The organism is Planomonospora parontospora (genome assembly GCA_014647935.1).
Classification (GTDB): Bacteria; Actinomycetota; Actinomycetes; order Streptosporangiales; family Streptosporangiaceae; genus Planomonospora; species Planomonospora parontospora.
Genome location: BMQD01000001.1, coordinates 67,782 through 94,048, shown reverse-complemented (window position 1 = coordinate 94,048; position 26,267 = coordinate 67,782). Strand labels below are relative to the sequence as shown.

The 26,267-nt window shown below is 67.4% G+C and carries 18 protein-coding genes and 1 pseudogene; 11 read left to right on the top strand and 8 right to left on the bottom strand.

What is annotated here, in order from left to right; all coding sequences use genetic code 11:
* Nucleotides 1-145: 145 nt before the first annotated feature.
* Nucleotides 146-1,747 carry an RICIN domain-containing protein gene (locus IEZ07_RS00410; RefSeq protein WP_239319221.1) on the bottom strand — a complete coding sequence of 534 codons (1,602 nt, stop codon included), beginning with the start codon at nucleotides 1,745-1,747 and terminating at the stop codon, nucleotides 146-148.
* Nucleotides 1,748-2,037: 290 nt separating this feature from the next.
* Here IEZ07_RS00410 and IEZ07_RS00405 point away from each other — a divergent pair, with 290 nt between their 5' ends.
* The 4 genes from IEZ07_RS00405 (at nucleotide 2,038) to IEZ07_RS00390 (ending at nucleotide 8,131) form a co-directional block, all read left to right on the top strand.
* The gene (locus IEZ07_RS00405) at nucleotides 2,038-3,039 is read left to right on the top strand and encodes a GlxA family transcriptional regulator (protein ID WP_191892959.1); all 1,002 of its coding nucleotides are present in this window, start codon (nucleotides 2,038-2,040) and stop codon (nucleotides 3,037-3,039) included.
* Nucleotides 3,040-3,101: 62 nt separating this feature from the next.
* On the top strand, nucleotides 3,102-3,854 hold the full coding sequence (locus tag IEZ07_RS00400; protein ID WP_191892958.1) for an MBL fold metallo-hydrolase: 753 nt from the start codon (nucleotides 3,102-3,104) through the stop codon (nucleotides 3,852-3,854).
* A 50-nt stretch (nucleotides 3,855-3,904) separates the two neighbouring features.
* Nucleotides 3,905-5,068 carry a phospholipase D-like domain-containing protein gene (locus tag IEZ07_RS00395; RefSeq protein ID WP_191892957.1) on the top strand — a complete coding sequence of 388 codons (1,164 nt, stop codon included), beginning with the start codon at nucleotides 3,905-3,907 and terminating at the stop codon, nucleotides 5,066-5,068.
* 132 nt (nucleotides 5,069-5,200) lie between these two features.
* Entirely contained in the window at nucleotides 5,201-8,131 is a 2,931-nt protein-coding gene (locus IEZ07_RS00390) for a DUF7824 domain-containing protein (protein ID WP_191892956.1), read from the top strand.
* A 37-nt stretch (nucleotides 8,132-8,168) separates the two neighbouring features.
* On the opposite strand, the gene IEZ07_RS00385 is transcribed toward IEZ07_RS00390, so the two are convergent.
* A complete protein-coding gene (locus tag IEZ07_RS00385) occupies nucleotides 8,169-8,519 on the bottom strand; it encodes a zinc ribbon domain-containing protein YjdM (RefSeq protein WP_191892955.1) in 351 nt (116 codons plus the stop codon).
* 120 nt (nucleotides 8,520-8,639) lie between these two features.
* Here IEZ07_RS00385 and IEZ07_RS00380 point away from each other — a divergent pair, with 120 nt between their 5' ends.
* The 5 genes from IEZ07_RS00380 to IEZ07_RS35375 all read left to right on the top strand — a co-directional run bounded on the left by IEZ07_RS00380 (nucleotide 8,640) and on the right by IEZ07_RS35375 (nucleotide 13,446).
* Nucleotides 8,640-9,458, top strand: a complete 819-nt coding sequence (locus IEZ07_RS00380) for an ABC transporter ATP-binding protein (RefSeq protein ID WP_084008251.1) — start codon at nucleotides 8,640-8,642, stop codon at nucleotides 9,456-9,458.
* Between the two features lie 10 nt (nucleotides 9,459-9,468).
* Nucleotides 9,469-10,461, top strand: a complete 993-nt coding sequence (locus IEZ07_RS00375; RefSeq protein WP_191892954.1) for an ABC transporter substrate-binding protein — start codon at nucleotides 9,469-9,471, stop codon at nucleotides 10,459-10,461.
* Nucleotides 10,458-12,530, top strand: coding sequence for an iron ABC transporter permease (locus IEZ07_RS00370; protein WP_191892953.1), 2,073 nt, complete (start codon nucleotides 10,458-10,460; stop codon nucleotides 12,528-12,530). Before IEZ07_RS00375 ends, IEZ07_RS00370 begins: the two co-directional genes overlap by 4 nt.
* A gap of 82 nt (nucleotides 12,531-12,612) precedes the next feature.
* Nucleotides 12,613-13,023, top strand: a complete 411-nt coding sequence (locus IEZ07_RS35380) for a siderophore-interacting protein (RefSeq protein ID WP_204054189.1) — start codon at nucleotides 12,613-12,615, stop codon at nucleotides 13,021-13,023.
* Between the two features lie 48 nt (nucleotides 13,024-13,071).
* The gene (locus IEZ07_RS35375; protein ID WP_204054188.1) at nucleotides 13,072-13,446 is read left to right on the top strand and encodes a siderophore-interacting protein; all 375 of its coding nucleotides are present in this window, start codon (nucleotides 13,072-13,074) and stop codon (nucleotides 13,444-13,446) included.
* Between the two features lie 348 nt (nucleotides 13,447-13,794).
* On the opposite strand, the pseudogene IEZ07_RS00360 reads toward IEZ07_RS35375, so the two are convergent.
* Nucleotides 13,795-15,167, bottom strand: a pseudogene (locus tag IEZ07_RS00360) (IS1380 family transposase).
* 1,113 nt (nucleotides 15,168-16,280) lie between these two features.
* Here IEZ07_RS00360 and IEZ07_RS00355 point away from each other — a divergent pair.
* Nucleotides 16,281-18,440 carry a ParB N-terminal domain-containing protein gene (locus IEZ07_RS00355; RefSeq protein ID WP_239319220.1) on the top strand — a complete coding sequence of 720 codons (2,160 nt, stop codon included), beginning with the start codon at nucleotides 16,281-16,283 and terminating at the stop codon, nucleotides 18,438-18,440.
* A 136-nt stretch (nucleotides 18,441-18,576) separates the two neighbouring features.
* On the opposite strand, the gene dndE is transcribed toward IEZ07_RS00355, so the two are convergent.
* The 4 genes from dndE to dndB are packed head-to-tail and all read right to left on the bottom strand — an operon-like array spanning nucleotide 18,577 to nucleotide 23,584.
* Nucleotides 18,577-18,969 (bottom strand): DNA sulfur modification protein DndE, encoded by a 393-nt coding sequence (gene dndE, locus IEZ07_RS00350; RefSeq protein ID WP_191892952.1) that lies wholly within the window; start codon nucleotides 18,967-18,969, stop codon nucleotides 18,577-18,579.
* Nucleotides 18,959-20,947 (bottom strand): DNA sulfur modification protein DndD, encoded by a 1,989-nt coding sequence (gene dndD / locus IEZ07_RS00345; protein ID WP_191892951.1) that lies wholly within the window; start codon nucleotides 20,945-20,947, stop codon nucleotides 18,959-18,961. The genes dndE and dndD overlap by 11 nt, the downstream gene beginning before the upstream one ends.
* Nucleotides 20,934-22,457 (bottom strand): DNA phosphorothioation system sulfurtransferase DndC, encoded by a 1,524-nt coding sequence (gene dndC, locus IEZ07_RS00340; protein WP_239319208.1) that lies wholly within the window; start codon nucleotides 22,455-22,457, stop codon nucleotides 20,934-20,936. Before dndC ends, dndD begins: the two co-directional genes overlap by 14 nt.
* On the bottom strand, nucleotides 22,454-23,584 hold the full coding sequence (gene dndB, locus IEZ07_RS00335) for a DNA sulfur modification protein DndB (RefSeq protein ID WP_239319206.1): 1,131 nt from the start codon (nucleotides 23,582-23,584) through the stop codon (nucleotides 22,454-22,456). Before dndB ends, dndC begins: the two co-directional genes overlap by 4 nt.
* An 82-nt stretch (nucleotides 23,585-23,666) precedes the next feature.
* On the opposite strand from dndB, the gene dndA reads away from it, so the two are divergent.
* Nucleotides 23,667-24,815, top strand: coding sequence for a cysteine desulfurase DndA (gene dndA, locus IEZ07_RS00330; protein WP_191892950.1), 1,149 nt, complete (start codon nucleotides 23,667-23,669; stop codon nucleotides 24,813-24,815).
* On the opposite strand, the gene IEZ07_RS00325 is transcribed toward dndA, so the two are convergent.
* The gene (locus IEZ07_RS00325) at nucleotides 24,802-26,253 is read right to left on the bottom strand and encodes a DNA phosphorothioation-associated putative methyltransferase (protein WP_239319203.1); all 1,452 of its coding nucleotides are present in this window, start codon (nucleotides 26,251-26,253) and stop codon (nucleotides 24,802-24,804) included. The genes dndA and IEZ07_RS00325 overlap by 14 nt on opposite strands.
* Between the last annotated feature and the right edge of the window lie 14 nt (nucleotides 26,254-26,267).

Sequence of the window (26,267 nt, the reverse complement as noted above, 5' to 3'; positions counted from 1 at the left end):
GCAACAAGGTGAGTCCGCCCGCCGACCGTGTCAAGGACGCGTTCGGGGGAACGCGCACCCGTCGGCGGTCCCGGAGACGGAGGCCTCCTCCGCGCCGGGAGCCCGGTCCCGCGACGGGGCCGGGCTCCTCGGCTTCCGCGGGGTGCTACGGCAGCGAGTCCGCGCCGGCGACGCCCGCGCCCGCGGCGGGCGGGGTGGCGGAGGCGGTCCCGGCCGAGTAGGCGTACGGCGGCGCCGCGACGCTTCCGTCGGCGCGCAGCCAGTCGTCGACGGTCTTGCCGCTGTCCTGCGCCCGGCCGATCGTGGCCGGGTCGTAGAAGTTGCTGCCCGTCCAGGTGAGCTTCGTGTCGCCGAAGTCCTGCGTGATCGTCTTGGCGCTCTTCACGTGGTTGCTCTCGGCGTAGATCCTGCCGCCGACGCCCAGGCCGAGGAAGTAGTCGTCGACCTCCACGTAGTTGGCGAACACGTGGGCGTAGCCGAACCGCACCCGCGGGTGGCGGGTGTTCGACCCGTCGAACCAGTTGTGGTGGTAGGTGACGTTCAGGTATCCCGTGTCCTGCGCGCCGTTGTTGTCGCTGTGGCCCAGCAGCATCGACTTGTCCGTGCCGATGAACCGGTTGTAGGAGACGGTCACCAGGTCGGAGCCGCGCTTGACGTCCACCGAGCCGTCGGCGGACGTGTGGAAGGTGTTGTGGTCGACCCACACGTGGTGCGAGTAGCACTGCACGTTGACCGAGTCGTCGGCGGAGTTCCGGAAGGTCAGGTTCCGGATGATCACGTTCTGGATGCGCGTGAACCTGTCCTTCTCGGCGGGGTCGCAGAGGTCGCCGCCCCAGGCGACCTCCTCGGGGCCCCAGCCGTTGACGTCGAGGCCGAAGCCGTTGATCGTCGCGTTCGACCCGACGCCGATGACGGTCTTGTTCGACCCGACGTCCAGCATCTTGGCGCCGGTGCCGGTGATCGTGCCCGACACCCGGACGATCCGGGGCGTGTCGTCGGCGACGGCGGCCGCCAGCTGCGCGTAGGTGGTCACGGTCACCGTCTGGCCGCCCGCGCCGCCGTTCGTGCCGTTCCGACCGTACTTGCTCAGGGTGGCGAAGCCGACCAGGCCGCCCGCGTTGCCCCCGGGGCTGGTCGGAGTCGCCGTCGGAGTCGCCGTCGGAGTCGCCGTCGGGGTGGCGGTGGGGGTCACGGTGGGGGTGACCGTCGGGGTGGCGGTGGGGGTGCCGCCCGCCGGGACGAGGCGCCACTGCTTGGTGGCGGCCGAGTCGCAGGAGTTCTGCTGGACGGGGGCGCCGGAGGCGGTGGAGTTGTCCTTGGTGTTGAGGCACTTGCCGCTGCCCGCGTTGACCACCCGGTAGGCGGAGCCGGAGGCGGTGAGATTCCAGGTCTGGGAGGCGGCGCCGGTGCAGCCCTCCTGCTGGACGGCCTTGCCGGCGGAGGTGGAGGCGTCCTTGACGCCGGCGCACTTGCCGCTGTGGGCGGCCTTGAGCTGGAAGCCGCCGCCGGCGGTGGTCAGCTGCCAGGTCTGGCTGGCGGCGCCGCAGCCGGTGTGGGTGAGCTGGACGCCGTCGGAGCCACTGGCTCCGGGGACGGTCAGGCACAGACCGCCGGCGTCGTTGACGAGGGTGTAGGCGCCGGGTGCCGGGGCGGTGGCGGCGGCGGAGGTGCCGGCCGCCCAGCCGGAGACCGCGAGCGCGCCGATGACGGCGACGGCCGCGGCCTTGGTGTCGAATCTGCTTCTCACAGCCGAACTCCTTGCTGGTCCGACAGGCCGGGACGGCCTGCATGGCGGATTCCCCCCAGCGAGTACGCGCCGCTCACGTGAGTGCACGTGTCCGTGTGAAGGACAGAGCCCACCGTAGGAAAGCGTTTTCCCAACGTCAATGGCCCGTGAAACTTTCATGAACGGGGCCGGAGGACCTCCTGCCGCCCGTCGGATCCCGGACGAGCGCGGCGCCCGAACCGCCGATCATGGCGGGATCCTGCAATTACCTGTCATTGCGGACGGCCGCCGGTCCCCCGATAGTTGACGGCATGAGCCCTTCCTCCGCCGTCCCCCACCTGGTCGTGGTCGCGATGTTCCCCGGAGTCGACACGCTGGACGTGACCGGTCCGGCCGAGGTCTTCGCGATGGCCGACCGGTTCCTGGGCGGGCGCGCCGGTTACGAGGTACGGCTGGCCGGCGAGCGCCGCGGCCCCGTGCCGACCTTCTCCGGCGTGCGGCTCTGCGTGGAGGAGCTGTTCTCCGAGCAGCGCGGGACGATCGACACGCTGCTGGTGCCGGGCCGGATGCTGCTCGGCCCGGAAGGGCCGGTCCCGCAGGTCGACGCGGGCGTGGTGACGTGGCTGCGGGAGGCCGGCCCGCGGGCGGGCCGGGTCGCGTCGGTCTGCGCGGGCGCGCACGTCACCGCGGCCGCGGGCCTGCTGGACGGGCACCGCGCCACCACGCACTGGGCGACGGCCGGGCGGCTCGCCGCCGACCACCCCGGGATCCGGGTCGAGCCTGATCCGATCTTCGTCCGCTCGGGGCGGATGTGGACCAGCGCGGGCGTCACCTCCTCGATGGACCTCGCCCTGGCGCTGGTCGCCGAGGACCACGGCGACGAGCTCGCGCTCGAGGTGGCCCGCGCCATGGTCATGTACCTGCAGCGGCCGGGCGGCCAGAGCCAGTTCAGCGTGCCCCTGGCGCAGCGCCCCGGCGGCAGGCAGGACATCCGCGGCCTGCGGCTGTGGATCGGCGAGCACCTGGACGCCGACCTGTCGGTGCCCGCGCTGGCCGCGCGGATGGCGATGAGCGAGCGGAACTTCGCCCGGGTCTTCCGCGCCGAGACCGGCAGCACGCCGGGCGCGTTCGTCGAGGGCATGCGGCTGGAGGCCGCCCGCCGGCTGCTGGAGCGCACCTCCCGCCTGCCGTCCGACATCGCCCGCGCCTGCGGGTTCCGCTCGGTGGAGACCCTGCACCGGGTCTTCCGCGACCGGCTGGGCATCACTCCGGGCGAGTACCGGAGCAGGTTCCGCACCGCCGCCCCCGCCTGACCCGTCCCCGCGCCTCCCGCCCGCCCCGGCGAGGCGCGCCCACCGAAGAGAGAGAACCCCGTATGAAGATCACCGTCACGCACATCGGCACCGCGACCGTCCTGCTGGAGATCGGCGGGCTGCGCCTGCTCACCGACCCGGTCTTCGACCCCGCCCCGGCGGAGTTCGACTACGGCCCCGTCGTCCTGCGCAGCACCAAGGGTCCGGCGATCGCGGCCCGCGACCTGCCGCCGGTGGACGCCGTCCTGCTCAGCCACGACGAGCACTACGACAACCTGGACACGGTCGGCCGCACGCTGCTCGACGGGCGCCCGGTGCTGACCACCGTCAGCGGCGCCGGCCGTCTCGGCGGCGGGGCCGCCGGACTGGAGCCCTGGGAGACCCGCGAGCTGACCGCCGGCGGCAGGACCCTGCGGGTCACCGGCACCTCCGGCGTGCACGGCCCCTTCGGGGACGTCACCGGCTTCGTCGTCGAGGAGCCCGGCGAGGACGAGGCGCTCTACATCTCCGGCGACACCGTCTACGTCGACGAGCTCGACGAGATCGGCCGCCGGTTCGCCGTCGGCACCGCGCTGCTGCACCTGGGGGCCCCGCGCATCCAGAACTTCGGCGGCGGCGAGCTGATCTGCATGGACGGCGCGCAGGGCGCGGCGCTCACCCGCTCGCTAGGGGCCCGCAGGGTCTGCCCGATCCACTACGCCTCCTGGGAGCACTTCACCGAGGGCCCCGCCCAGGTCACCGCGGCCTTCGCGGCCGAGGGACTCGCCGACCGCCTGCACTGGCTCACCCCCGGCGTCCCGGAGGTCCTCGCCTGATCCAGGCGATTAATCTTGTATGTCGGTTTTAATGGTGAAACGCTCGCAGTATGACGACGTTCGCCGGCGGCGCCATCGAAGCCTTCGTCGGCCCGGTCGAGCTGGGCGCGGCCGACGACCTCGAACAGGTGATCATCGATTTCATCGGCGGCGCCCGGCGCTCCCTGGACATCGCCGTGCAGGAGCTCGACTCCGAGCCCATCGCCCAGGCCGTCCTGGACGCCCGCTTCCGCGGGGTGGACGTCCGCATGGTGCTGGAGCAGGACTACCTGGTCTCCGCGAAGCCGCCGGCCGTCACCGTACGGCCCGGCGAGGACGAGGCCGCGGCCCGCCGCCGGGTCCAGTGGGGCGAGGAGGACGGGGCGCGCAGCCTGGAGCCGAACCGGAGGATCCTGGCCGCGCTGCTGCGCTGCAACGTCGACGTGAAGGCGGACTACAACCCGGCGATCTTCCACCAGAAGTTCGCCATCCGCGACCACCGCGAACGCGCCCTGCCCACGTCGGCGATCCTGTCGGGATCGGCGAACTTCACCCGCACCGACTGCCACCGCAACCTCAACCACGTCGTGGTCTTCCACGACCCGCGGATCTGCCGGGTGTACACCGCCGAGTTCGACCAGCTGCGCGAGGGGCGGTTCGGCCGGGGCGCCCACGGCAAGGTCCCCGTCGCCTACAGCCTCGGCGGCGTGCCGGTGAAGGTGCTGTTCGCCCCCGACCACGCGCCCGAGCTGGAGATCATGAAGCAGATGCTCAAGGCCACCGCGCGCGTCGACTTCGCCATCTTCACCTTCTCCGGCTCGTCCGGCATCGACGACGCCATGATCGCCCTGGCGGCGGCCGGCCGTACCGTCACCGGCGTGATGGACCCCGGCCAGGGCGCGCAGAGCTGGGCGGCCACCCACGACCTGGACCGCGCCCGCATCGAGCTGTACTTCCCGAGGCGCGACCCCGCCTTCGGCAAACTCCACCACAAGCTCATGGTCATCGACGAGGCCGTCGTCGTCGCCGGATCCTTCAACTACACCGCGCCCGCCAACAACTACAACGACGAGAACATCTTCGTCATCGGCAGCCCCTACCCGGACCTGCCCGCCCGTGAGGGCGGCCCGGTCGACCCCGCCGCCTGTGCCGAGCTCGCCCGCTTCTTCCGCGCCGAGATCCGCCGCATCGAGGCGGCGGGCGATCGCTTCACGGGCGGTCCTCCCCCGCCCTAGCGAGCCGGCCGGAACCGGTCATGGCGAGCGGTGGAAGGAGATCCCGGGATGCGGCGAACCGTAAATGTCGGCCGCTCCTGCGAGGATCACGGCTCCATCCGTCTTCAGCCTCTGACCGTGGAGAACCGCGCCATGCGACCGAAGGACGTCCAGCCGACCGGCTGGGACCGGGTACGAGAGCTCATCGACACCGGTGACGTGCCCGGGATCGCCACGGCGGTGGCCGCGCTCGACGACGCCGGGCGGCGCGAGGCGGCACGCGAACTGCCCGGATACATCGCGGTGGCGCGGGATCGGGCGTGGCGGGCGACGGCGGACCACGAGGCCCGGCGCGACCGGGAACGCCGGGCCCGGCAGGCCGAGGTGGACCGGCTGCACGCCGCCGGCCGGTACTCCTCCGAGGAGGAGTACCGGCATGCGTGGGCCTCGACCTGGCACGACGACTGGAGGGTCAGGCCCGGGGGCGGGAACTGGACCGGGGCGATGCGGGTCGCGGGCGCGGGTGTGATCGGCGGCGCGGCGGCCGTGGCGACCTGGATCAATCGCAGGGACCTCGGCGACTGGGATCTGGCCGGAGACCCGGCGACCGGCGCGATCGACCCGCTGCTCAAGGTGATCACCGCACGGCCCGTCCCCTGGCAGGCCGACCTGGCCGTGCGACTCGCGCTCCGGGTCCGCGGCGGCCGCCGGTGGGGCCGTTCCCGTAACGGGAACCTGCCGCTGGCGCTCGCTCTGCTCCGCCGTACCGGCACGGCCCCGCCCGAGCACGATCCTCTCGTGGTCGGCTGGGTCTCCCTGCAGGCCGGGCTCGGCGAACTGCGGGCCGATCCGCTCCTCGACCGCCTCCTGCCGCGCGTCTTCGAAGCGGAGGGGGTCGGCCGGGCGCTGCGGAGCGAGCGGCCGGACCCGGCCGACACGACCTCCTGGCTCGGCGCCCTCCACGCGCTCGCGGCCGAGGGCCGGGTGGACCGCGCGCTTCTGCTCGACGGCTGCCGGCGCCGCTTCCTGCGCGGCGGCGAAGGCCCCGACCTGCGGTTCTTCGCCCGCCTCCACGAGTTGCTCGCCCCCGCTCCCGCCGAGATCGAACCGCACGCCGTCGACTACCTGCGGCTCCTGCCCGCCGCGCCCGGACCCGTGGCCGAACCGGCCCTGAGGCATCTGCGGAGGCTGACCGGCCTCGACCCGGTGGACGTGGTGGAGGCGCTGGAAGGACTGCTCTTCCGCCCCGAGGGCGGTCTGGTCCGCACCGGGCTGAGTTGGTGGGAGGAGACCGTACGGCAGGCGCCCGGCCGGGCCGACGAGCTGGCTCCGGCGCTGGTCATGGCTCTCGGCCACCCGACGCGGGCCGTACAGGAACGTGCCGTCCGCCTCGCCGTACGGCACGCCGGACGTTTCACCCCGCTCGGTGCCGAGGTCATCCGCGACGCGCTGGAACCGCTCCCGCCCGGCCTGCGCAACCGGCTGGTCGCGGCGGTCGGCGGTGAGCGCGTCGAGGAGCCCGAGGCCGGTCCCGAACCCGCTCCCGAGGAGGAGGCGTTCGTCCCGCGAACGCTGCCCGCCCCGGTCCGCCCGGTTCCGCTGGCCGAGCCTCCGGACACCCCTGAGCACCTCGCCGACCTGTACCCGCGCAGAGACTGGCAGGCGGCCGAACGCAGCCTGGCCGCCTTCGTCCGGCTCGCCGCACGGGACCGGGAGTCGCTGCGCGCGCGGCTGGCCCCGATCCCCGAGAGCCGGGAGAAGCGGCTGCTCTCGGACGAGTGGCGGGATCCCGGCGACTGGATGACCGCTCTCGCCGCCGAGCTGGCGCGACCCGGGCGCACCTACGAGAACTCCTTCACCGCGGAACGCAACCGGATCCGGCGTGGGCACGGGCTCCCGCCGGTGCCGGCCGGGACAGCCGATCGGCTGCCCGAGCGTCGCCGCGTCTCGCCGCTGCACCGTTTCGTCCTGCTCCGCCACGCGGAGGTCCTCACCGCGCTGAGAGCCGGGACGCTGCCACCGTTGCTGCTCGCCACACCCAGCCTGTCCAACGGCCTGCTCGACCCTGCCGAGCTGGTGGCCAGGCTGGAGACCCTGGAGGCGGCGGGCGCCGTACCGCTGCCCGCCGACTTCCAGCAGGCGCTGCTCAGGCTGCCCCGGCGGATCGACCCCGCGGTGGCCGCCCGCGCCGCGGCGCTCGGCTCGGAGGAGGGCCGCCGGGCCGCCCGCTGGATGGCCGACGGCGGACTGCCCGATCCCGTCGTGCGGGTGGCCCGGTCCGGAGAGGACGACGGCCTCGGGTCGCGGATCTGGATGACCTCCACCGTGCGGGCCGAACCCACCGGCCTGCCGCTGATCGACGAACTGCTCGCCGATCAGCCCCGGCACGTCAACCCGGTGGCCGGCGGGCACCTCGGCGGGCTCATGGAGTGGTGGGCCGCCGTCCTGCCCTCCCACCGGGAGGTGGTCGCCGCCCATCTCGTGCCGCACCAGCCGGTGCCGGCCTGGAGCGCGGCGATGGACTCGCTGCGTCTGGTCGACCTCGCCGCCGCGGAGGGGCCCGCCGGACAGGCCGTCGCGGTCCTGCTCGCGCACCGGATCATCCCCGGGCCGCTCCTCCCCGACGGCATCGGACTCGCGCTCCGTGCCCTCCGGAGCCTGGCCGCCTCCGACGGGCTGCCCGCAGGGGAACTCGGCGCGGAACTCGCCGCGCGGGTGCTCCGAGGTGAGATCACGCTGCGCCTCCTGGTGAGCGGGGTGGAACGCGAGGCGGCGAACGGGGCCGCCCACCACATGTGGACGGTGCTCCACACGGCGCTGCCCTCGCTCCTGCCGGCCCAGGGCAGCCGCCCCACCAACGCCCACACCGACCTGGTCGCTCTGGCGGCCCGCCTCGCGCCCTGGTCGCGGACGCGGGGCGAGATCCCCGCCCTGTCCGCCTTCGCGGCGCGCAAGGGCTCCAGCCGCATCCTCGCGCACGCCAGGACCCTGCGCGACCTGCTGGCGTCCGGCGACGGTTCCGTACAGTCCGGTCCGCCCGTGTCCGGTGGCGCCTTCCCCGCACACGCCGAGGAGGACCGCTGAGGGACGGGGTGCCTCCCGTCACCGGGAGCACTCCGGCTCAGGCCTTCTTCACCACGCTGGACTTGAGCTGCATGGCGCCGATGCCGTCGATCCTGCAGTCGATGTCATGGCCGTCCACGCCGTTCACCAGGCGGATGTTGCGCACCTTGGTGCCGGCCCTGATCCCGGTGGCGCTGCCCTTGACCTTGAGGCTCTTGACCACCGTGACCGTGTCCCCGTCGGCCAGCACGTTGCCGACCGCGTCCCTGATCGCACCGTCACCGGTCGTGCCCTCGGACACGGCCGCGGGGTCCCACTCGTGCGCGCATTCCGGGCAGACCAGGAGCGAGCCCATCTCATAGGTGTACTCGCTGGAGCATTCGGGACACGGCGGCAGGGTTTCGGTCACCGGAAAAGTGTAAAGGAGGCCTTCCCATGGTCGGCGGGTCGGTGGTCGGCGCCGGACCGGCAAATCATGATCGAATAGTTGAAAGTTGACATTTATCTAGGTAAGCCTAACCTAATCTCCGTGACCGAGAAGATCTCGCTGCGCGGAGCCGACCTGCGTCTGGGCTACCACGGCGCCACCGTCGTCGAGAACGGCCGCATCACCCTGCGGCGCGGACTCGTGACGGCCCTGGTGGGCCCCAACGGCAGCGGCAAGTCCACCCTGCTGCGGGCGCTGGCCCGGCTGCACCGGCCGGAGGCGGGCACGGTGACGCTGGCCGACGACGTGTCCGCGCTGGACATGTCGGCCCGGGAGTTCGCCAAGCGGGTCACGCTGCTGGCGCAGAGCCGCCCCACGCCCTCCGGCGTGCGGGTCCGGGACGTCATCGGGTACGGCAGGCACCCCTACCGGGGCCGGTGGCGGGCGGGCGACCCCGAGGGGGACGCCGCGGTCGCCAGGGCGATGGAGCTCACCGGCGTCACCGCGATGGCCGACCGCGCGGCGGACGAGCTGTCCGGCGGCGAGCTGCAGCGCGTGTGGCTGGCCACCTGCCTGGCGCAGGACACCGGCGTCCTGCTCCTGGACGAGCCCACCACCTTCCTGGACCTGCGCTACCAGATCGAGCTGCTGGATCTGGTGCGCGACCTGGCCGACGGCCACGACGTGGCCGTCGGCGTCGTCCTGCACGACCTGAACCAGGCCGCCGAGCTGGCCGACCACGTCGTCCTGCTGCACGGAGGCCGCGTCCGGGCCGACGGGCCGCCCGCCGAGGTCCTCACCGAGGACCTGCTCACCGAGGTGTACGGCATCCGCATCGAGGTCACGCACGACCCGAGGACGGGGACGGTGTCCACCCGGCCGATCGGCCGGCACACCAGAAGCGTCCCCGCCACAACCTGACAGGAACACCATGAACCCCCTGCGCACCGCCCTCGTGGCCGTGGCCGCCGCCGCCGTGCTCGCCGCCTGCGGCACCACCGAGACCGCCGCTCCCGAACCGGCCGCCTCCGGCGGCACGGCCCCCGCCTCCGCCGCCCCCGTCACGGTGACCGACAGCCGCGGCAAGCAGGTCACCCTCGACCGCCCCGCCACCAAGGTGGTCGCCCTGGAGTGGGGCGAGGCCGAGATGGTGGTCGGCCTCGGCGTCATGCCGGTCGGGGTGGCCGACACCAAGGGCTACGCCACCTGGGTGACCGCGGCCAAGCTCGACCCCTCGGTCAAGGACGTCGGCACCCGCCAGGAGCCGAGCGTCGACTCCATCGCCGCCCTCCAGCCCGACCTGGTCGTCATGGAGGCCGAGCGCGACTCCGCACTGGTGCCGCAGCTGGAGAAGTTCGTCCCCGTCATCACCTTCAAGGGCAGCGACGCGACCGACAACCTGGGCCGGATGCGGAGCGACCTCAAGCTGATCGCCACCGCGCTGGGCAAGACCGCCGAGGCGGACAAGCTCCTCGCCGACTTCGACGCCGCACTGGCCGACGGCAAGAGCAAGCTCGCCGCCGCGGGCGCCGCCGGCAAGCCGTTCGCCATGGCCGACGGCTGGAAGGACGGCAGCAAGATCTCCATCCGCATGTTCGGCAAGGGCGCGCTGGTCTCCGACGTCGCCACCGAGCTCGGCCTGGTCAACGCCTGGACGGGCGAGGTGGACCCGGTGTGGGGCCTGGGCGCCACCGACGTCGAGGGCCTGACCGCGCTGAAGGACCCCGACACCCGCTTCTTCTACAACGCCTCCGACGGCACCGACGTCTTCGCCGACGGGCTGGCCTCGAACGCCATCTGGAAGAAGCTGCCGTTCGTCGAGAAGAAGCAGGTCGTCAAGCTCCCCGACGGCATCTGGACCTTCGGCGGGCCGCTGTCCTCCAAGCAGTACGCCGAGGCCCTCGTGAAGGCCTACACCGGTTGAGCACCACCCTCCAGGCCCCGCCGGCGCCCCCCACCCCGCTGCGGCGGCTGGGGAGCGCCGGCGTGCTCCTCCTGACGCTGGCGGCGGTCGTCGTGGCCGCCGCGGTCCACGTGACGCAGGGCACGTCGTCGATCGGCGCGCTCGACCTGATCCGGCTGCCGTTCGGCGACACCGACGGCGAGGCCGCCCGGATCCTGCTGGCCTCCCGGCTGCCCCGGCTGCTGGCCGGGATCACCGTCGGCGTCGCCCTGGGCGTGGCGGGCGCGCTGCTGCAGGCCGTCTCCCGCAACCCCATGGCCTCGCCCGACACGCTGGCGGTCAGCGCCGGCGCCTACTTCGCGGTCGCCGCGGCGGCGGCCTTCGGCCTGACGCTGCCGCTGTTCATGTCGGGCCTGCTCGCGCTGCTGGGCGGCCTGGCCGCGGCCGCCCTGGTGATGGCGCTCGCCGCGGGCGGCCGGACCGGCACGACCAGGCTGATCCTGGCGGGCTCGGCGACCGCGCTGGCGCTCCACTCGCTCACCAACCTGCTGCTGATCCTCTTCGAGGAGGAGACCAACGGGCTGTTCGCCTGGGGCAGCGGCTCGCTCGTGCAGAGCGACCTCGAGGCCGTCACGCAGCTGGGCCCGCTGATCCTGCTGGCCATGGCCGCCGCCGTGCTGGCCGGGCCGAGGCTCGACATCCTCTCCCTGGGCGACGACACCGCCACGGTGCTCGGCGTCAACGTCGGGCGGCTGCGCCTGGTGCTCACGCTCCTGGCCGTCCTGCTGGCCGCCGCCGCGGTCACCGTCGCGGGCCCCATCGGGTTCGTGGGCCTGTGCGCGCCGGTGATCGTCAGGCTGCTCCCGGGCGTGCACCGCCACCGGACGACGGTTCCGCTGGCGGGCCTCGTCGGCGTGCTCGTCGTCCTCGGCTCCGACATCGGGCTGCGCGCCGTCTTCGGCGGGCAGGCGGGCGTGGACGTGCCGCCCGGCGTGGTCACCTCGCTGTTCGGCGCCGCGGTGATGGTGTGGCTGGCCCGCCGCTACCGGGACGCCGGGCCGACCCGCCAGCCGCCGATCGTGCGGGTCGCGGCCCGCTCGCGCGCCGCCTTCCTGACCGTGGTGACGGCCTGCGCGGTCCTGCTCGCCGGAGCGGTCTTCCTCGGCATGCTCGGCGGCGACACCTGGATCCTGGGCGGCGACCTGGTCAACTGGCTGAACGGCCGGACCGGCCGCGGCCTCACCTTCGTGCTCGACCAGCGCTATCCGCGGGTGCTCGCCGCGGTACTCGCCGGCGCCGCGCTGGCCGCCGCGGGCACGGCCGTCCAGGCGGTGTGCCGCAACCCGCTGGCCGAGCCGGGCATGCTCGGCGTCACCGCCGGTGCGGGCGTGGGCGCCGTCTCGCTGCTGGCCCTCGCACCGCTCGCCGGGATCTGGCCGATGTTCGCGGCGGCCATCGCCGGGGCGCTGGCCGCCTCCGCCGCGGTGTACCTGCTGTCGTGGCGCGGCGGGCTGAGCTCCGACCGGCTGGTGCTGATCGGCGTCGGCGTGCAGGCGGCCTGCACCGCCGTCACCGTGCTGATCATCGTCAAGGCGGACCCCTGGAACACCGCCATGGCGCTGACCTGGCTGTCCGGTTCCACCTACGGCCGCGTCCCCGCCCAGCTCATCCCGGTCGCGCTGGCCCTGGCCCTGGTGCTCCCGCTGATCGTCTGGCTCCGCCGCGACCTGGACCTGCTCTCCCTGGACGAGGACAGCCCCCGCGTCCTCGGCGTCCCCCTGGAACCGGTACGGCTGGCCGCCCTGGGCGGCTCGGTGCTGCTGACCGCCACCGCGGTCTCCGCCGTGGGCGTGGTCGGCTTCGTCGGCCTGATCGCCCCGCACGCCGCCCGCGCCCTGGTCGGCGCGGGCCACGCCCGCGTCCTCCCGGTGGCCGTGCTCCTCGGCGCCCTGCTGGTGAGCCTGGCCGACACGCTCGGGCGCACCGTCATCGCCCCGGCCCAGGTGCCCGCCGGGCTCGTCACCGCGCTGCTCGGCACGCCGTACTTCGTCTGGCTGCTGTGGCGCTCCCGGGCGCAGGCGGACGGCTGACCGGCCGGTTCCGGGCACCGACCACGATTCCCACCAAGATCGTCCTTATCCGAGATCGCCTCCGCGAGGCCGAGGAGTGTCCATGGCGAAGTCCAGCGTGAACGCGATGCGCGTCAAGCCCGCGGTCTCCGAGCTGCTCACCCTGCGGGTGCTGCGGAGCGAGCGGATCTCTCCCCACTTCGTGCGCGTCACCCTCGGGGAGGGGGACATCGGCCGCTTCACCCCGATGGGCTACGACCAGTGGTTCCGGCTGTTCCTCCCGGTCTCCGACGGCTCCCTGTCCCGGCTGCCCGGCAAGCTGACCATGCTGTCCTACGCCCGCTACCTCACCATCCCCAAGCACTCGCGTCCCGTCCTGCACAACTACTCGGTGCGCGCCTACCGTCCCGGAGGCGCCGGAGGCCCCGAGCTGGACGTGGACTTCGTGCTGCACGGCTCGCCCGGGGAGGGGACCGCAGGTCCGGCCTCCACCTGGGCGCTCACCTGCCGCTAGGGCGATCAGGTAGCGATCCTGGACGAGGGCGTCACCTTCAACCCCCCGGTGGGGACGCGCCGCGTCATGCTGGTGACCGACGAGACCGGCCTGCCCGCCGCCGCCGCCATCCTCGGCTCACTCCCCCGCGACGCCGAAGGCCGGGCCCTCATCGAGCTGCCCTCCCCGGAGGACCGGCAGGACCTCGACGCGCCCGCCGGGGTGGAGGTGACCTGGCTGCCGCGCGAGGACCCGCACGAGGTGCCCGGCCGGGCGGCGCTGGCCGCCGCCCGGGAGCTGCCGGTGCCGGCCGAGCCGTTCTTCGGCTGGGTGGTGGGCGAGCAGGCCCTGCCCGTCGCCCTGCGCCGCCACTGGGTCGGCGCGGGCGTGCCGAAGGAGCACATCATGTTCTGCGGCTACTGGCGGGCGGGCGGCGCGAAGTAAGCCCGGGTCCTGGGACCGGAACCGGTGGCGGGCGTCACTCCGGGAGCCGGCTCCACTGGACCCCTGATGGTCCGCCTCGCCGGTAATCACGGCGTCGGCGAGCCGAGCGAAGGCGATGAGGTCCTCGGAGCTCATACCGACGGCCCCGCCGATCGCACGGTCCACCGCAGCCAGCCAGGCCTACTAGCCTTGATCTTTCACGATCTTCGTGTGGTCGGCTGAAGCGTTCGGCTACGGTGTGTTTTCGCGACCTGACCAGCGCAATCACTCGGCTGTCGCGCCGGGTGGGTGGGGCTCTACTGGCCCGTTGGATTCCTCCTGCTCGTCGTGAACACGGGTTTCCGCTGGTCAGGTCGGTGCAGGCAAGGCTTGCAGGCGGGCGACCGCAGTGGCGATCTGATCAGCCCAGGGCCAGCGTGCGGCGAGGCGCAGACGGACACGGCGCCCCCCGCGGACCAGCCGCCCGGCCACCGCCAGCAGGCGCAGCCGCAGACGTTTGGGCTCGTATCGGCGGGCCGGCCCGTCCAGGGCGAGCAGCTGCATCCACGTGATCAGCTCGCAGGCCAGCGCGACGAGTTCGCACCAGATCTCGTTCTGGGCGAAGTCGTGCAGCGGCAGGTTGGCCAGGCCGGTGTCCTTGGCGCAGCGGATGCGGTCCTCGCAACGTGCCCGGCGGCGGTGGCGCAGTTCCAGGTCGGCGAGCTGGCCGCCGCGGGTGTTGGTGACGAAGCAGGTGAAGCGATGCCCGTCGATATCGGTGAAGCGCAGCTGCGCGCCTGGATGCGGGCGTTCTTTGCGGACGATGACGCGCATGCCCTTCGGCCAGTCGGCCAGCTCCAGCATGCCGGTGATCTCGGCAACCCACGCGCCGGCCCGGACCTGGCCGTCTGCGTCGTAGGCCGGTGTCCATGCGGTGGCCGGGAGGCGGAGGATCGCGGCGCCGATGTCGTCGGTGAGGGTGAAGCCGATCGAGTACTTCAGCCATCGGCCGGGCCTGCTCAGCCAGAACAGGAACGGGCGGGTGCCACCGCCGGCGTCGGTGCGGATCAATACCTGGCGGCGGAGGTGTTGCGGTAGTTGGGCCTGGGCCAGGCGGACGGCGGTGATGTGGTCGGCGGCGGTGTTGGAGCCGGCGTTGCCGGGCCGCAGCATGATGGCCAGGGGTTCACCGGAACCGGCGGCGCCGTGGTCGGCGAAGACGGTCAAGGGGTGGAAGCCGAAGGTCTTCTTCCAGGTCGGGGCCGCGTGCTGTTTGTCGGAGTGGGCGATGACGATGGTGGCGTCCAGATCGATCGGGATCAGCTCGCCGTCCGCGCCGGGAGCCGCGGGTCCGGCCAGGTGCCAGGCGCGGGCACGAGCGGTGGCGCGGGCGGCACGGATGGCCTTCAACGCCCGGGTGGAGTCGGCGGCGAGCCGGTCGATGAGCCGGGAGACGGTGGGATCGGAGGCGACGGGGCCGAACAGTTCCGGTTGGGTGCGCAGCAGGGCGAGGTCGGCCAGGCAGTCGCCGCCGAGGGCGAGGGGAGGGCGAGGTCGGTGATGGTCTTGCCGGGGTCGTGGATCGCGCGGGCGGTCCGCCAGGGCTGCAGGTGCTCGGAGAGGGCCTGGTCCAGGCCGGTGGTGCGCAGGGTCTCGAGCAGGAGCAGGCCGCCGGTGTGGGAGATGAGGCCGGGGCCGTCGGCGGACACGGTGATCTTGCGGTGGGAAGGGGTGGTCTTCACGTGAAAAGTGCCTCGTGGACTGGTGGGGACGGGACCTTAGACAAGTCCGATCCTTCCAGGTCACAGGCACTTTTCTCATGTAAACGATCAAGCTCGGCGAAATTCACCGTGAAAGTCCGAGGCTAACGGCCCGGCGGGCGCCTTCCGCTCCCGTCATGTTCAAAGAGCCGCCACAAGCCACCCGCTACCATGATTTGATCTACATTTGTCGCGGTCTGCACGTAGTCTGGAGATCAACGCCGTGGGGTATGAGTACGGAACATGACCTCTAAATCATCCTGGAGTCGAGGCAAGGACAGGGCAGCACACAGTGACAGACAGTGTCCAACTCAGCCATTTTTCAATGCTCGATGTCGATCAGGCCCCGGAGTCACCAGGTCTTTATGCCTGGTATGTCAGTTTTCGTGCTGGCCCACATGACTGGAAGACCAAGCCCAGCGCAGATGGCGATCAAGCAATTGGGAGCTTCTTGAACCTGTTACGCAAGTACGCTGGATACTATGAGCCAATGCCAATCAACCTGAGTGGCAGAGGATCGTACGGAGCAAAATGGGAGGGCTCTCTAGAGCTAGACTATCCCCTTCGTGAGCCTACAGAAGGTGCTCAACCTGGGGATGACGACTTGCTACAACGACTTGAGACGTTGGTGGGATCACTCGACACCGAAGAGAGGCGCCGAGTGATGTCGAGCATCCTCCACAGAGCCTCTCCCGTGTTCTCGTCTCCTCTGTATATCGGCGTTGCAACGAACTTACAGGAGCGGCTTCGTAAGCATCGCATGGATTACACTCGGACCCACGACTGGCTGCGGGAGCACCCTGAGGATGCGGAGATAATCCGTGCTCGAGGGAAGAACTTCGGTCAGCGTGCTGCTGCCCGGAGCATTGCAATGGAACACCTCGAAGCTTGGATTATCGACCTGGCTGACGAGGAGAACGACGAAGTGACGAAGAAGCATTTGCGGAACACGGCCGAGTCAGCTGAGTGGCTTCTACATCGGCTGTACTCACCGATTTTGGGAAGGCAATAGTGATGTTCGGCTCAGGTACCAAGCTTACGTTCCGTGATTATGTGCAGGGCACGTGGGGAAGCTTCTCTACGCCAGCTGGCCGAGTGGACTACCTCATGACCAAAGCTCGGCTTGGTGAGGACTCTGACGACCCAGAACGTCAGCTGACCAAGAGCTTGTCTCCGGTACGGGAAATCATGGAGGCAGGAGATCTTGATTTCAATCAGCTTCTGCAGCGTGACCTAGACGACCATAGAGTGGCAGTCAGCCTTATTCCGTATCTGTTGAAACCTCAGGCAACTGGTCCTGCGTTCTTCCCTCCGATCGTGGCGGTGCTGCTTCCATTCCGCCACAAGCGCCCATCACACTTTCCAGACTTAGATATGCAGACGGTGGTCGAGGACGATGGTGCAAGGTGGGCACAGGAACAGGCGGGGACCTCGTTCCAGGTGCAGCGGCTCCTCGGTAGTAACGATCGGCTGCACCCAGCGAGTGTCGGAAAACTATGGTGGAACAAGACTGAGTCACAGCTAGTCGTCTTGGACGGACAACACCGTGCGATGGCGCTCCTCGCTGTTGAGCGCACAATGACAAATAGCTGGCAGAACTCCGCCGGGGCCAGGTTCAGATCGTTCTACGAGAATCAGGTCAGGCAAGCGCTGCAGGATTTCAACCATGGCGAACTGGACCTGAGCAAGGTCGAGGTGCCGGTGACAGTCTGCTGGTTCCCCGACCAAACCGGGGAAGGCGCCAAGCCGCACGAGGCCGCGCGCAAGCTCTTTGTGGACGTCAACAAGGAGGCTCGCCCTCCATCCGAGTCTCGCATCATCCTGCTGTCCGATGCCGAGTTGAGCAATGTACTGACGCGACGACTACTTAGCGAGCTCCGAAACGGACAAGACGAGTCCTATCTGCCCCTGTACGCGGTTGAATACGACAATCCTGAAGTCAACTCCAGCCGCCCTGCGCGCTGGTCGGTGTTAACGAACATCAATCTCTTAAAATCGACGGTGGACCGCTGCATATTCGGTCCGCCGAAATACCTTAAGGACGTAACCTTGAGGTTTGGGGGTCGACCAAGCCCTACTGAGCAGGACGCTTTCATGCGGGAGCAGCTAGAATTAACCAGCCTCTTCCCAGCCCAGTTTGAGGACGGCGGTTTCTCCTACCAGCGGGACAGGATCGGAAACTCCGAATTCCCCATCGGCCAAGCAGATACGATCAGCGACCGGTTCGCCGAGACCTGGGGCCGCGGCATTTTAACGGTTCTATCGAAGACAGCCCCATATGCCGCACATGCCAAAGCACTAACACTCTTGAAAGATGACTGGCATGTCGACGACACTGGGTTGACCCTCGCCCATGACGCACTATTCGGCGGCGTCGGTGTGTTCTGGACGCTACGGGACAGCTATGAGCACTATCAGGAAAATAAGACACTCGGGACAAGGGCAACCAAGTCGGACGTAATAAAGGCATGGGAAGCCCTACGGGCTCGCGAGGAAAGCTTCGAGACTTACCGAGCCCAGGCATTCCTGGAATCCGGCAGAGCCGAAACTCTTAAGAAGTCAAAGGCCGCCTACGCGGTGTTCAACACACATGCCTGCCAGCTTGGTCTGGTGCTGGTTCTAGGGTCGCTGTGGCAACTTCGCAAAGAACAGCCTGGCGGCGCGGATATCAAAGCCCTGCCTGCGTTCGCTGAGGCGTTGGTGAAAGGCTGGAACACCTATTTCGCTCAAGACCAAGGTAAGGCAAAGGATCGCAGGCTCGCGTTCAGCAAGACTGAGGTCAATCATCCGTTGAACCAGATTTCAAACATGGATACTGCTCAGTCGGTTTTCTTCCGATACTTTTGGATGCAGGCGCTGGACACTCCGGCAGCCTGGGAGAACATCTCGTCGTGGTTCACCGATCGGTCCCGCTTCGACCAGATGATTAGCTCTGCTCGAGAGCTATACCTGAAGCTGTGTACCGACCAGCAACTTAAGGCGCTAAAGACAAGCAAGCCAGGTTCCGCCGAGGCGAAGCTTCGCGTGGAGGCTCAGCAGGCGGCAAGCAACTCGATCAAGCGAGCACTGAAGGACTGGTTTTATCTGCCCGAGGATTCATATGAGCAGTGGCTTTCTTCGCTCGACAAGTCCCCGGAAGCCCTTACTACCGTCGAGGAATCCTCCGATAATACTGACACGGTGATCACCGAAGACGACGACAGCACATCCGAAAATGTGCCAGCTGCAAGCCTGGAAGATCTACTCGGCGAATAATCAGATCACTGACGGCGAGAACTTATCTCTCAATGGCGTCTCGCCGCCAGTGATTTAAATAAGCAAAATTAAACTTTTGTGGCAATTACATTTAATCATCGAGCCATGATAGGCATACTACCAAAAATATTGTTTTTTAATTCTTTTTGACTACAGCCATAGACATAGACACGAGATCGCTAACATCTGCAAGCTCGCGACGGCCGGCCAGATAGCCAATACCACGATGCAAATGGATGCTCAAGATTTTAGAAACAGATTCTTCGGCAAGGGGTTCACCATCGACCGCACAGCGTTGCTTCAGTAGGGATAAATAGACGTCACCAAAGGTCCCGGTAAGAGTCTTCCATGTCATCTCAATATTCGAATCCGTCACGATGTCTTTCACCAACGGCGTCGACGGGTCAGCTAGCGAGAAAGCGAGCGCCCAACGACAAAGGACATTCCAGTTCTTAATCCCAGTGGCACGCTTAAGCTTGACGAGATGGTCCTTCGCAGGCTGTGACAACCGAATCGTGTCAAGCGACATACTTAGTTGACCCCCATCCGTATCCGCGCTCGATCATGGTTGTGAACGTGCTGTCGTCGTGAACCAGTGTGTAGGTCTGAGCGATCGCTGGAATCAGTCTGTTCAGGAGCTCATCGTCGATCTCCTCGTCAGTAGATAGCAGCAGGACTTGGTGGCTTGCCTGGGGGAAGTAGCGCTCAACCAGGTTCTGCCGGTGGCGGCTGTCGAGGCGCCCGAGCGGGGTGTCGATCACGCTAGGCAACCGGCTGCCTGCCACTCGAGCCAGGCCCCAGAGCAAGGACACTGCGAGTAGCTGGCGTTCGCCGGCACTGAGCCGTGCGGGGTCGAGTTCCTCCCCGTCCACGCCCACTAGGGTCAGCGTGAACTTGTTCGTGTCGATGCGCAGGTCCTCGATGAGCCCTTCCTTGCGCATCAAGCGCATGAAGCTATCCAGCACTGCGACTTCGAGACGGCTGATATGGCGGCGCAGAAGTAGATCGCCGAACTTCTCGAGCGTGTTACGTGCGCGGTCTGAGTAGGACATGACGCGTGAGCGATGCTCGATCTTCGCCAGGTCGTTCGCTCGCTTGGCATACGCCCGCTCCCGGGCAGCCATTAGGTTCTCCTGCTCACGAACACGCGCGCCGTGGACTTCCTCGAGGGCGTGCAGGTCCCGCTCTAGCTCGTGTACCCGTCGGCGTGTGTTGTCTTGCTGCTCCACGAGATCGGCGATCGCGTCCTCCGCCGGGACCCCGGCAAGCTGGCGATCAAGTGAGTCCAGCTGGTCACGGAGATCGGAGGCCTCTGTGAGGAGTTCCTGCGCACGATGCCACTCGCTGTCGAGGACCTGGTCCAAGGAGTGAAGCTGCTGGATCCCAGTAACAGACATTTGGATCACTCTGGGGGTGTCCGCGCTGGCTACCCGCTTCTGACGATCTTCATCAAGGAAACGAATCACCTGCTCTAGCGGTCCAGGGGCGACCTTGTCACTGAGCAGAGAGATGATCTCCTTGTCCCTATCCTGCAGGGCATCGAGGATCTGCTCCTCGCGAGCTGCTTCCTCCTCACGGGCGACCTGGGCCTGCAAGGCGTCCAGTTGGGGCTTAAGCAGAAGAAGAGGAAGCGGACCTGCTGCTGTCACGTTGGAGAGAGTCTCATTCACACTCACGAGGCGCTTCTCGGCATGATCCTTCTGCGCCTGTAGCTCAGCTCTGCGGCGGAAGAGATCACCACCTTCCTTCGCGAAGGTCGCCTCGATGTCCTTCAGATCTTTCCGAGCGTGGAGGAGGGTTGCTTTGGCCGATGCCACCCGCTGGTGGGCATCAGCTCTCGCCACCTCATTCTCTTCGAGCTGAGTCTCGATAGAAGTGATCAGGTCTAGAGCAGCCTTGTCCTCATCGCTCACCTTCTGCCGGCGCTGCAATGCGAGGAGATCCGTACGGAGCTGCTCGACAGTATTGACCCCAAGGAGCGACTGAACTGCTGATTCGATGACCGGGGCCGCGCGCTCGGGATCGGCGAGCGACTCGATCTTCTCGCCATCGAAGAAGAACAAGGAGGCGACTTCGAGAGGCAGCAGATCCTCGACATAGTCCGCCCATGCCTCGCTGATGGCCTTGTCGTGCTCACCGTTGACGAAGACCATGAGCGACTCACGGACGCTCTTACCGTTGACCCGCCAGAAGCGCTCGATCCGATAGTGGCGTTGCTCTCCCTCAACAGTGGTGGAGAACCAGAGCTTGACGCTCGCCTGTTTGGGGCTGGCCTGCCGGTTCACGCTGTCGCGAAGGAACACCTCGTAGGAGCGAGTCCCCCTACTGCTGCAACGCGCCCGCGAGCCATAAAGAACCAGCTGGATGGCATCTAGCAGCGTGGTCTTACCGCACCCGTTGAGTCCCCCGATTAGAATGATCGGCCTACCAGGCTTGGGACTCAAAGTGAGTACTTGCTTGCCCTTGTAGGCGCCGAAGTTCTCAAGGGTGATCTCATGCAGGAGCATCGGTGCTCTCTTCGTCCAGGAGCGAGAGTTCGGGGGCGATCTTGTTCTGGTGGTTGCGACGGGCGAGCTCCAACGCATCGTCCGCGTCCACGTAGTACCCTCGCTTGATCGTGCTCTCCAGCGCTTCGAAGAGCCCCGAGCGCCGGGTCATCGTGCGGAACTTGCGCTCGACCGCGAGCAGTTCGCGCATCGTCTTGAAGTGAAGTTCGTCCCCATCGCAGACTTCGCGGAGCAGCTCAACTTCATCGGCCGCAACCGCGAGGTGCTGGTCCAACGGTCCTCCGGGGAACGCTTCTCCGGTCTCCTTCTTGTAGATCCGGGGAAGCGAGTCTTCCACCTCGTGCTTCTCGAAGACCCAGATCCGCCGGATCTCGTGCAGCTCATCCATGGTGACAAGCTCGATGTTGCGGACATAGTCCGGGGCGTTCTGACGGATCCAGGTCTGAGCGTTGAGCAACTTGCTCAGCCAGTCCTCACGGGCCTTCTGGGTATACGGACCGGGAACCGCACGGTCGTGGAAGAGCTGGATGCTTCCGTTCATCTTGCGGAAGTCACGAAGATGGCTGTCATCAGCGACATCGAGCTCGTCTCGCAGCTCCAGAAGAGGGAGCATCCACTCCTTCTCCTCGTCATTCTGGATCATTGCCGACATGGATTTATCCTTGTCGACGAGAGTGCACGTCCAGCAGCCGAACCGGCTGTCACCACACGAAGGCGTGGTGTTGTCGACGACCAGCGGGCACTCGCCATCGCTGGATGCGCCCTGGTACATGGTGAGGAGATCCTTGTTCGGATGTCCCCACGGGTTGGGCTGCTGCATGAGGAAGGTCCAGACCTCGTCGTTGCTCCACTCCTCAATGGGGCTGTAGACGAGGGAGTTGGGAAGGTTGCCGTTGGGCGAAAGCCGGTCCCGCACCCGCCGCTTCTCATGCTTCTCCATCACCCGAGCACGTGCTTGGCTCTCTGCCTTACGGATGCCCAGCACCAGGATCGCCTCGCCGTGATCGTGGACGACCCGACGGATGAAGGAGTTGGACGGACGGATCTTCAATCGCTCCGTGCACCAGCGGAACTTAGGCCGAGGAGCTGGGTATCCCTTCCCGATGAGCCCGACCCAGAACGTGTCCTTCACTTCTGGCGTCAAGCGGTTCGGCTGCATCGGAAGCTGCTGCTCCTCCGCTGCCTTGCCCATGGTCTTCAGGGATTGGGTAACCCAAGCGGCCACGACAGGGTTCTCAACAAGAGTGTCCGTACTGATGACGTATACCGGCTTGGTGCGCTGCTCGGCGCTCAGCCCTTGCAAGGCCATCCAGACGAGCTGCAGCACCGCGGTCGAGTCCTTACCACCGCTGTACCCCACCACCCACGGCACATGATCTGCGAGGTAGAGCTCCTGAATCTCCGCGGTGAGCTCGCTCACGACTGCGGCGAGCCCACCCCGGGCCTCGAACGGGATCACTCGCCGAGCCGGCGTGTTCAGCATGACGGCGCTGCGCGTCGGGGTGCTCATCGCTCTCCTCGCTGGTAAGCGGCCTCTGCTTGTCGCTCTTCGACATTCAGTTCGAGGCCGAGTCGCTGCCGCAGATGATTCACTGTCAGTACGACATTTTGATGATTCTTCGAGACGCGGCCGCCGATGATCGCTCGTCCCTCCCAGTCGGGGTTGGTTCGAGACCAGTCGACGTCTCGGAGCGGCGCCAGACGAGGCTTCCACTCCTCCGGATCAGGCGATTCGTGGAGCAGCGTGTTCCCGAGCAGTCCTAGCGCGTGGAGCGCGATCCCGTGCGTATGGAGGTACTGTCTGCGGACCTCCGCCGCGGAGAGAGATCGGCTTCGGACCTCGCCCCAGTCCGGGATCAGCTCGTCTACCGCCTCCCAGAAGCCCCACGACAGCCGCTCCGCATCTTTGCTGTTGAGCTCCAGGCCTTGGAGCAGAGCGCTCGTTGCGGAGTACAGAGCGCTGAGGGTGAACAGCTTTCGGGACCGGGCAGAAAGGTTGCTGCTCTCCATCTCAACGAAGTTGCGGAACACCGGGCTCTTCAGCGCGAGCAGCCGGGTCAGCTGCGACAACTCGTCTCGATGATCGTAGAGGACTCCGATGGAGCGAGCAGGCCGTACGGCGTGGCGGTTGAGGTCCGCGAACATCTGCTGGCTGCGCTCAAGCCCGGCATCGTGGAAGAACACCACGGCGATGGTCTCATCACCCAGCGCCTGGTTCTCCTTCAACGCGGCCTCGATGGCTGCGCGGCGGTGCTGGCCATCGTTGATCAGGAAGCGTGATGCCATGGGTATGTGGAGCTGGCCGACCCGCATGCCGGGTCCCTGAGCCGAGACACCCACGAACCGCATCACCCCGTCGACAGAGGCGGTAAGCGCGCTGAAGACGTAATCATCAGGGTTCTCAAGGATGTACCGTGCAAGGGCAGGGACCCGTCCCTTGTTCAGGATGCGCTGTGCCCGGACTTCCGGTGCCAACTCGTCCTCATCGAACAAAAAGATCTTGGGTATCAGGCGTAGAGGACACATCGAGACGTAATACTCACGCCCCGCCTGTACACCCCGAATCGCCGGGAAGATGTACTCGAAGCCTGCGGTGGTCGCTTCCCCACCATGCTGAGCCAGCGCGTGTGTTGCCACTCGATACACGGTAGCGTATGTACGTCACTGATTTAACGTACACACGTGACCTGACCCAACAACCTGGGAGCTGGTGAGGACCGTGGTCGCCTACCTGGACGCCGCTGCAACGACAAGGGTGCTGCCCGAGGTAGCTGAGGTCGTCCTGCACTGGATGAGCGAAGACTTCGGCAATGCCGGCTCCCGCACCCATGGGTACGGCACGCGTGCCAAGAAGGCTGTCGCCCGCGCCCGCGAAAGCATCGCCGCCCACCTCGCTGCTCGTCCAGATGAGCTGATTTTCACCAGCGGCGCCACCGAGAGCAACAACATCGCCATCCTCGGTCTGGCAGCCCATGGGAGCAAGCACGGGCGACGCCACATCATCAGCAGCGCCATCGAGCACAAAGCCGTTCTTGAGCCGCTCGAGCACTTGCAGTCCCGCGGGTTCGAGGTGGAGCTGATCGAGCCCGGACCATCGGGTCGAGTAAGCGAGGAAGCCGTACTGGAGCGCTTGCGGCCAGACACTCTCCTTGTCTCGATCATGCAGGTGAACAACGAGACCGGCATCATTCAGCCAGTCGCCGCGCTCGCCGAGCATCTTCGGTCCACTCCTACCTACTTCCATGTGGATGCGGCTCAGGGGTTCGGGAAGCTACCGGACGGCCTCCGCGCCCCGATCGATCTCATCAGCTTCAGTGGGCACAAGGTCGGTGCACCCAAGGGGGTGGGTGGCCTACTGATCCGCCGTCGGGGCCGGGATACCGTTCCGCTGACTCCACTGATGTTCGGAGGCGGGCAGGAGCGCAAGCTCAGGCCCGGGACTCTGCCTGTCCCCCTCATCATGGGCCTGGCCAAGGCACTTGAGGTGTTCGAAGCCGATCGCGCGAAGTGGCTGGCGGCGGCCGAAGAGTTTCGCTCGCGGCTGCTGACCGGGCTCGGCAAGACGCGGTTCCATCTCCATGGCGATCAAGATCACGTGGTGCCGCACATCCTCAACCTGTCGTTCGACGATGTGGACACCGAAGCCTTGATCCTCCAGCTGAAGAGCTACGCTGCAGTAGCCACGGGGTCTGCGTGCACGAGCGCGTCCTACACCCCCAGCCACGTCCTGGCCGCGATGGGGCTCCCGGAGCAGCAGGCCAGTAATGGCCTGCGGCTCTCATGGTTTCCCGACCAGGCGAACGAGCTGGACATCGATGAGTTCACGAGCGTGATCGCCGACTACCAGTCCGGCATCATTTCCGCATGATCAATCGGTGGCCGCGGAGCTGCCGACCGCATCGGAGAAGCTCGGCTTCCCAGCCCTGCTCGGTTCCGATGAGGTGAGGATTGGCGTAGAGGCCGACTCGGAGCTCGCTCTCTGTGAGCCGCCGGTACTTCGGTACGTTCGGGTCATCCGGGTGCAGGAACTCGTGTTTGCGATGCAGCAGCGGTCTGTTCTCGGACTCGCAATAAGAGGCGAACGAGGTCTTGAACGTAGCGAGATCGACCATGTACGAGGATCGCAACCGCGGATGTGGATCCGTGTCGAACTCCGGATAGTCCAGCCAGCTCACTCCTCTGCCCTGGTGCCGGAGCTTTGCGATCGTCCACTCTTGGGGGCGGCCCGCCGCAATCGAGGCGCAGTGTTCGTACAGCCTCAGCACAACGGGCATGTGATCGACCGCACGACGGTGAACGTACAGAGCCGTCGGGGTGATCTTTCCAACTCTGGACCCGTTCATAGCGCCACGGACGTAGGCATCGTCGCGGAGTTTGAGCAGCAGCCGATCAGAACGCTGACATGCTTCCTTGTAGGAGCTGAAGAACGCTCTCACATCAAGCTGCACCGAGAGCGGAAGGCAGCTGAAAGGGCCCCGGCCATTGAAAAGTTCCACGCCAAGGAAGAGCAGCGTCGTCAGAGTCGATCGTCTTCCCCCTTCCGCTACCTTGTCGAGGTCAGCGGAAGAACGTACAAGTCGATGGAGCTCCGAACTGCTCAGGTGGGCAAGGAGCTCCACCATCTGTGCTGGCATCTCCTCCATCCGCGGTACTCGCCCACGCTGCTCGGTGTAGTCGACCACCGAGGCGATCGCAGAGGCGGCGTCATCGGAGGCGAGCCATGTGGCTGCGGGAGCAATTCGACGCGCCAGGTAGCTGAGACGCGCCTCGTCTCGTTTGAAGGCATAAACGACTCCGGGAGAGGCTGAAACGCACCGCACACCAGCCGCAGCTTCGACGTAGCTGCGAAGCTCACTCGCGCTAAACAGGTGCTGGAATGTTCGCCGGCTAGTGATCACTCCATCGCCGAAGCTCTCGCCTTTGACCTTGGCCTTTTCCCAGGTGAGACGGGTCGACACCACGAGCGTCTCGCTTGCGAGTCGCCACGCGTCAATGAGAGTACGGCGTCGCTCTTCCGGGTCCTCGATGACATTGAGGACATAGGTAAGAAGCACCACGTCCGCAGGGCCGATGCACCCACCGGGATGAAAGTGAGGGTCCCACCCGGTCGCCCTGATGTCCATGCCCTGGAGCGCTCGAACGTCATCCCCTCTCCCGCACCCGTAATCCAGAACTGAGTGCTCAGGAGTGATCTGCTGGTCAATCACGGCCTGACGGGCGGGCACTGAGAGCGCTGTCCTGCCAATCGCCGTGAGGCGACGCTCGCTCTCCCAAGCGCCGCCTGTCTGCTGCCCCGTCAGAGTCACCGATCCACCATAAT

Coding starts and splice junctions, on each gene's coding strand:
- IEZ07_RS00405 (WP_191892959.1), top strand. CDS start 2,038: ATGAGCCCTTCCTCCGCCGTCCCCCACCTGGTCGTGGTCGCGATGTTC.
- IEZ07_RS00400 (WP_191892958.1), top strand. CDS start 3,102: ATGAAGATCACCGTCACGCACATCGGCACCGCGACCGTCCTGCTGGAG.
- IEZ07_RS00395 (WP_191892957.1), top strand. CDS start 3,905: ATGACGACGTTCGCCGGCGGCGCCATCGAAGCCTTCGTCGGCCCGGTC.
- IEZ07_RS00390 (WP_191892956.1), top strand. CDS start 5,201: ATGCGACCGAAGGACGTCCAGCCGACCGGCTGGGACCGGGTACGAGAG.
- IEZ07_RS00375 (WP_191892954.1), top strand. CDS start 9,469: ATGAACCCCCTGCGCACCGCCCTCGTGGCCGTGGCCGCCGCCGCCGTG.
- IEZ07_RS35380 (WP_204054189.1), top strand. CDS start 12,613: ATGGCGAAGTCCAGCGTGAACGCGATGCGCGTCAAGCCCGCGGTCTCC.
- dndE (WP_191892952.1), bottom strand. CDS start 18,969: ATGTCGCTTGACACGATTCGGTTGTCACAGCCTGCGAAGGACCATCTC.
- dndD (WP_191892951.1), bottom strand. CDS start 20,947: ATGCTCCTGCATGAGATCACCCTTGAGAACTTCGGCGCCTACAAGGGC.
- dndC (WP_239319208.1), bottom strand. CDS start 22,457: ATGAGCACCCCGACGCGCAGCGCCGTCATGCTGAACACGCCGGCTCGG.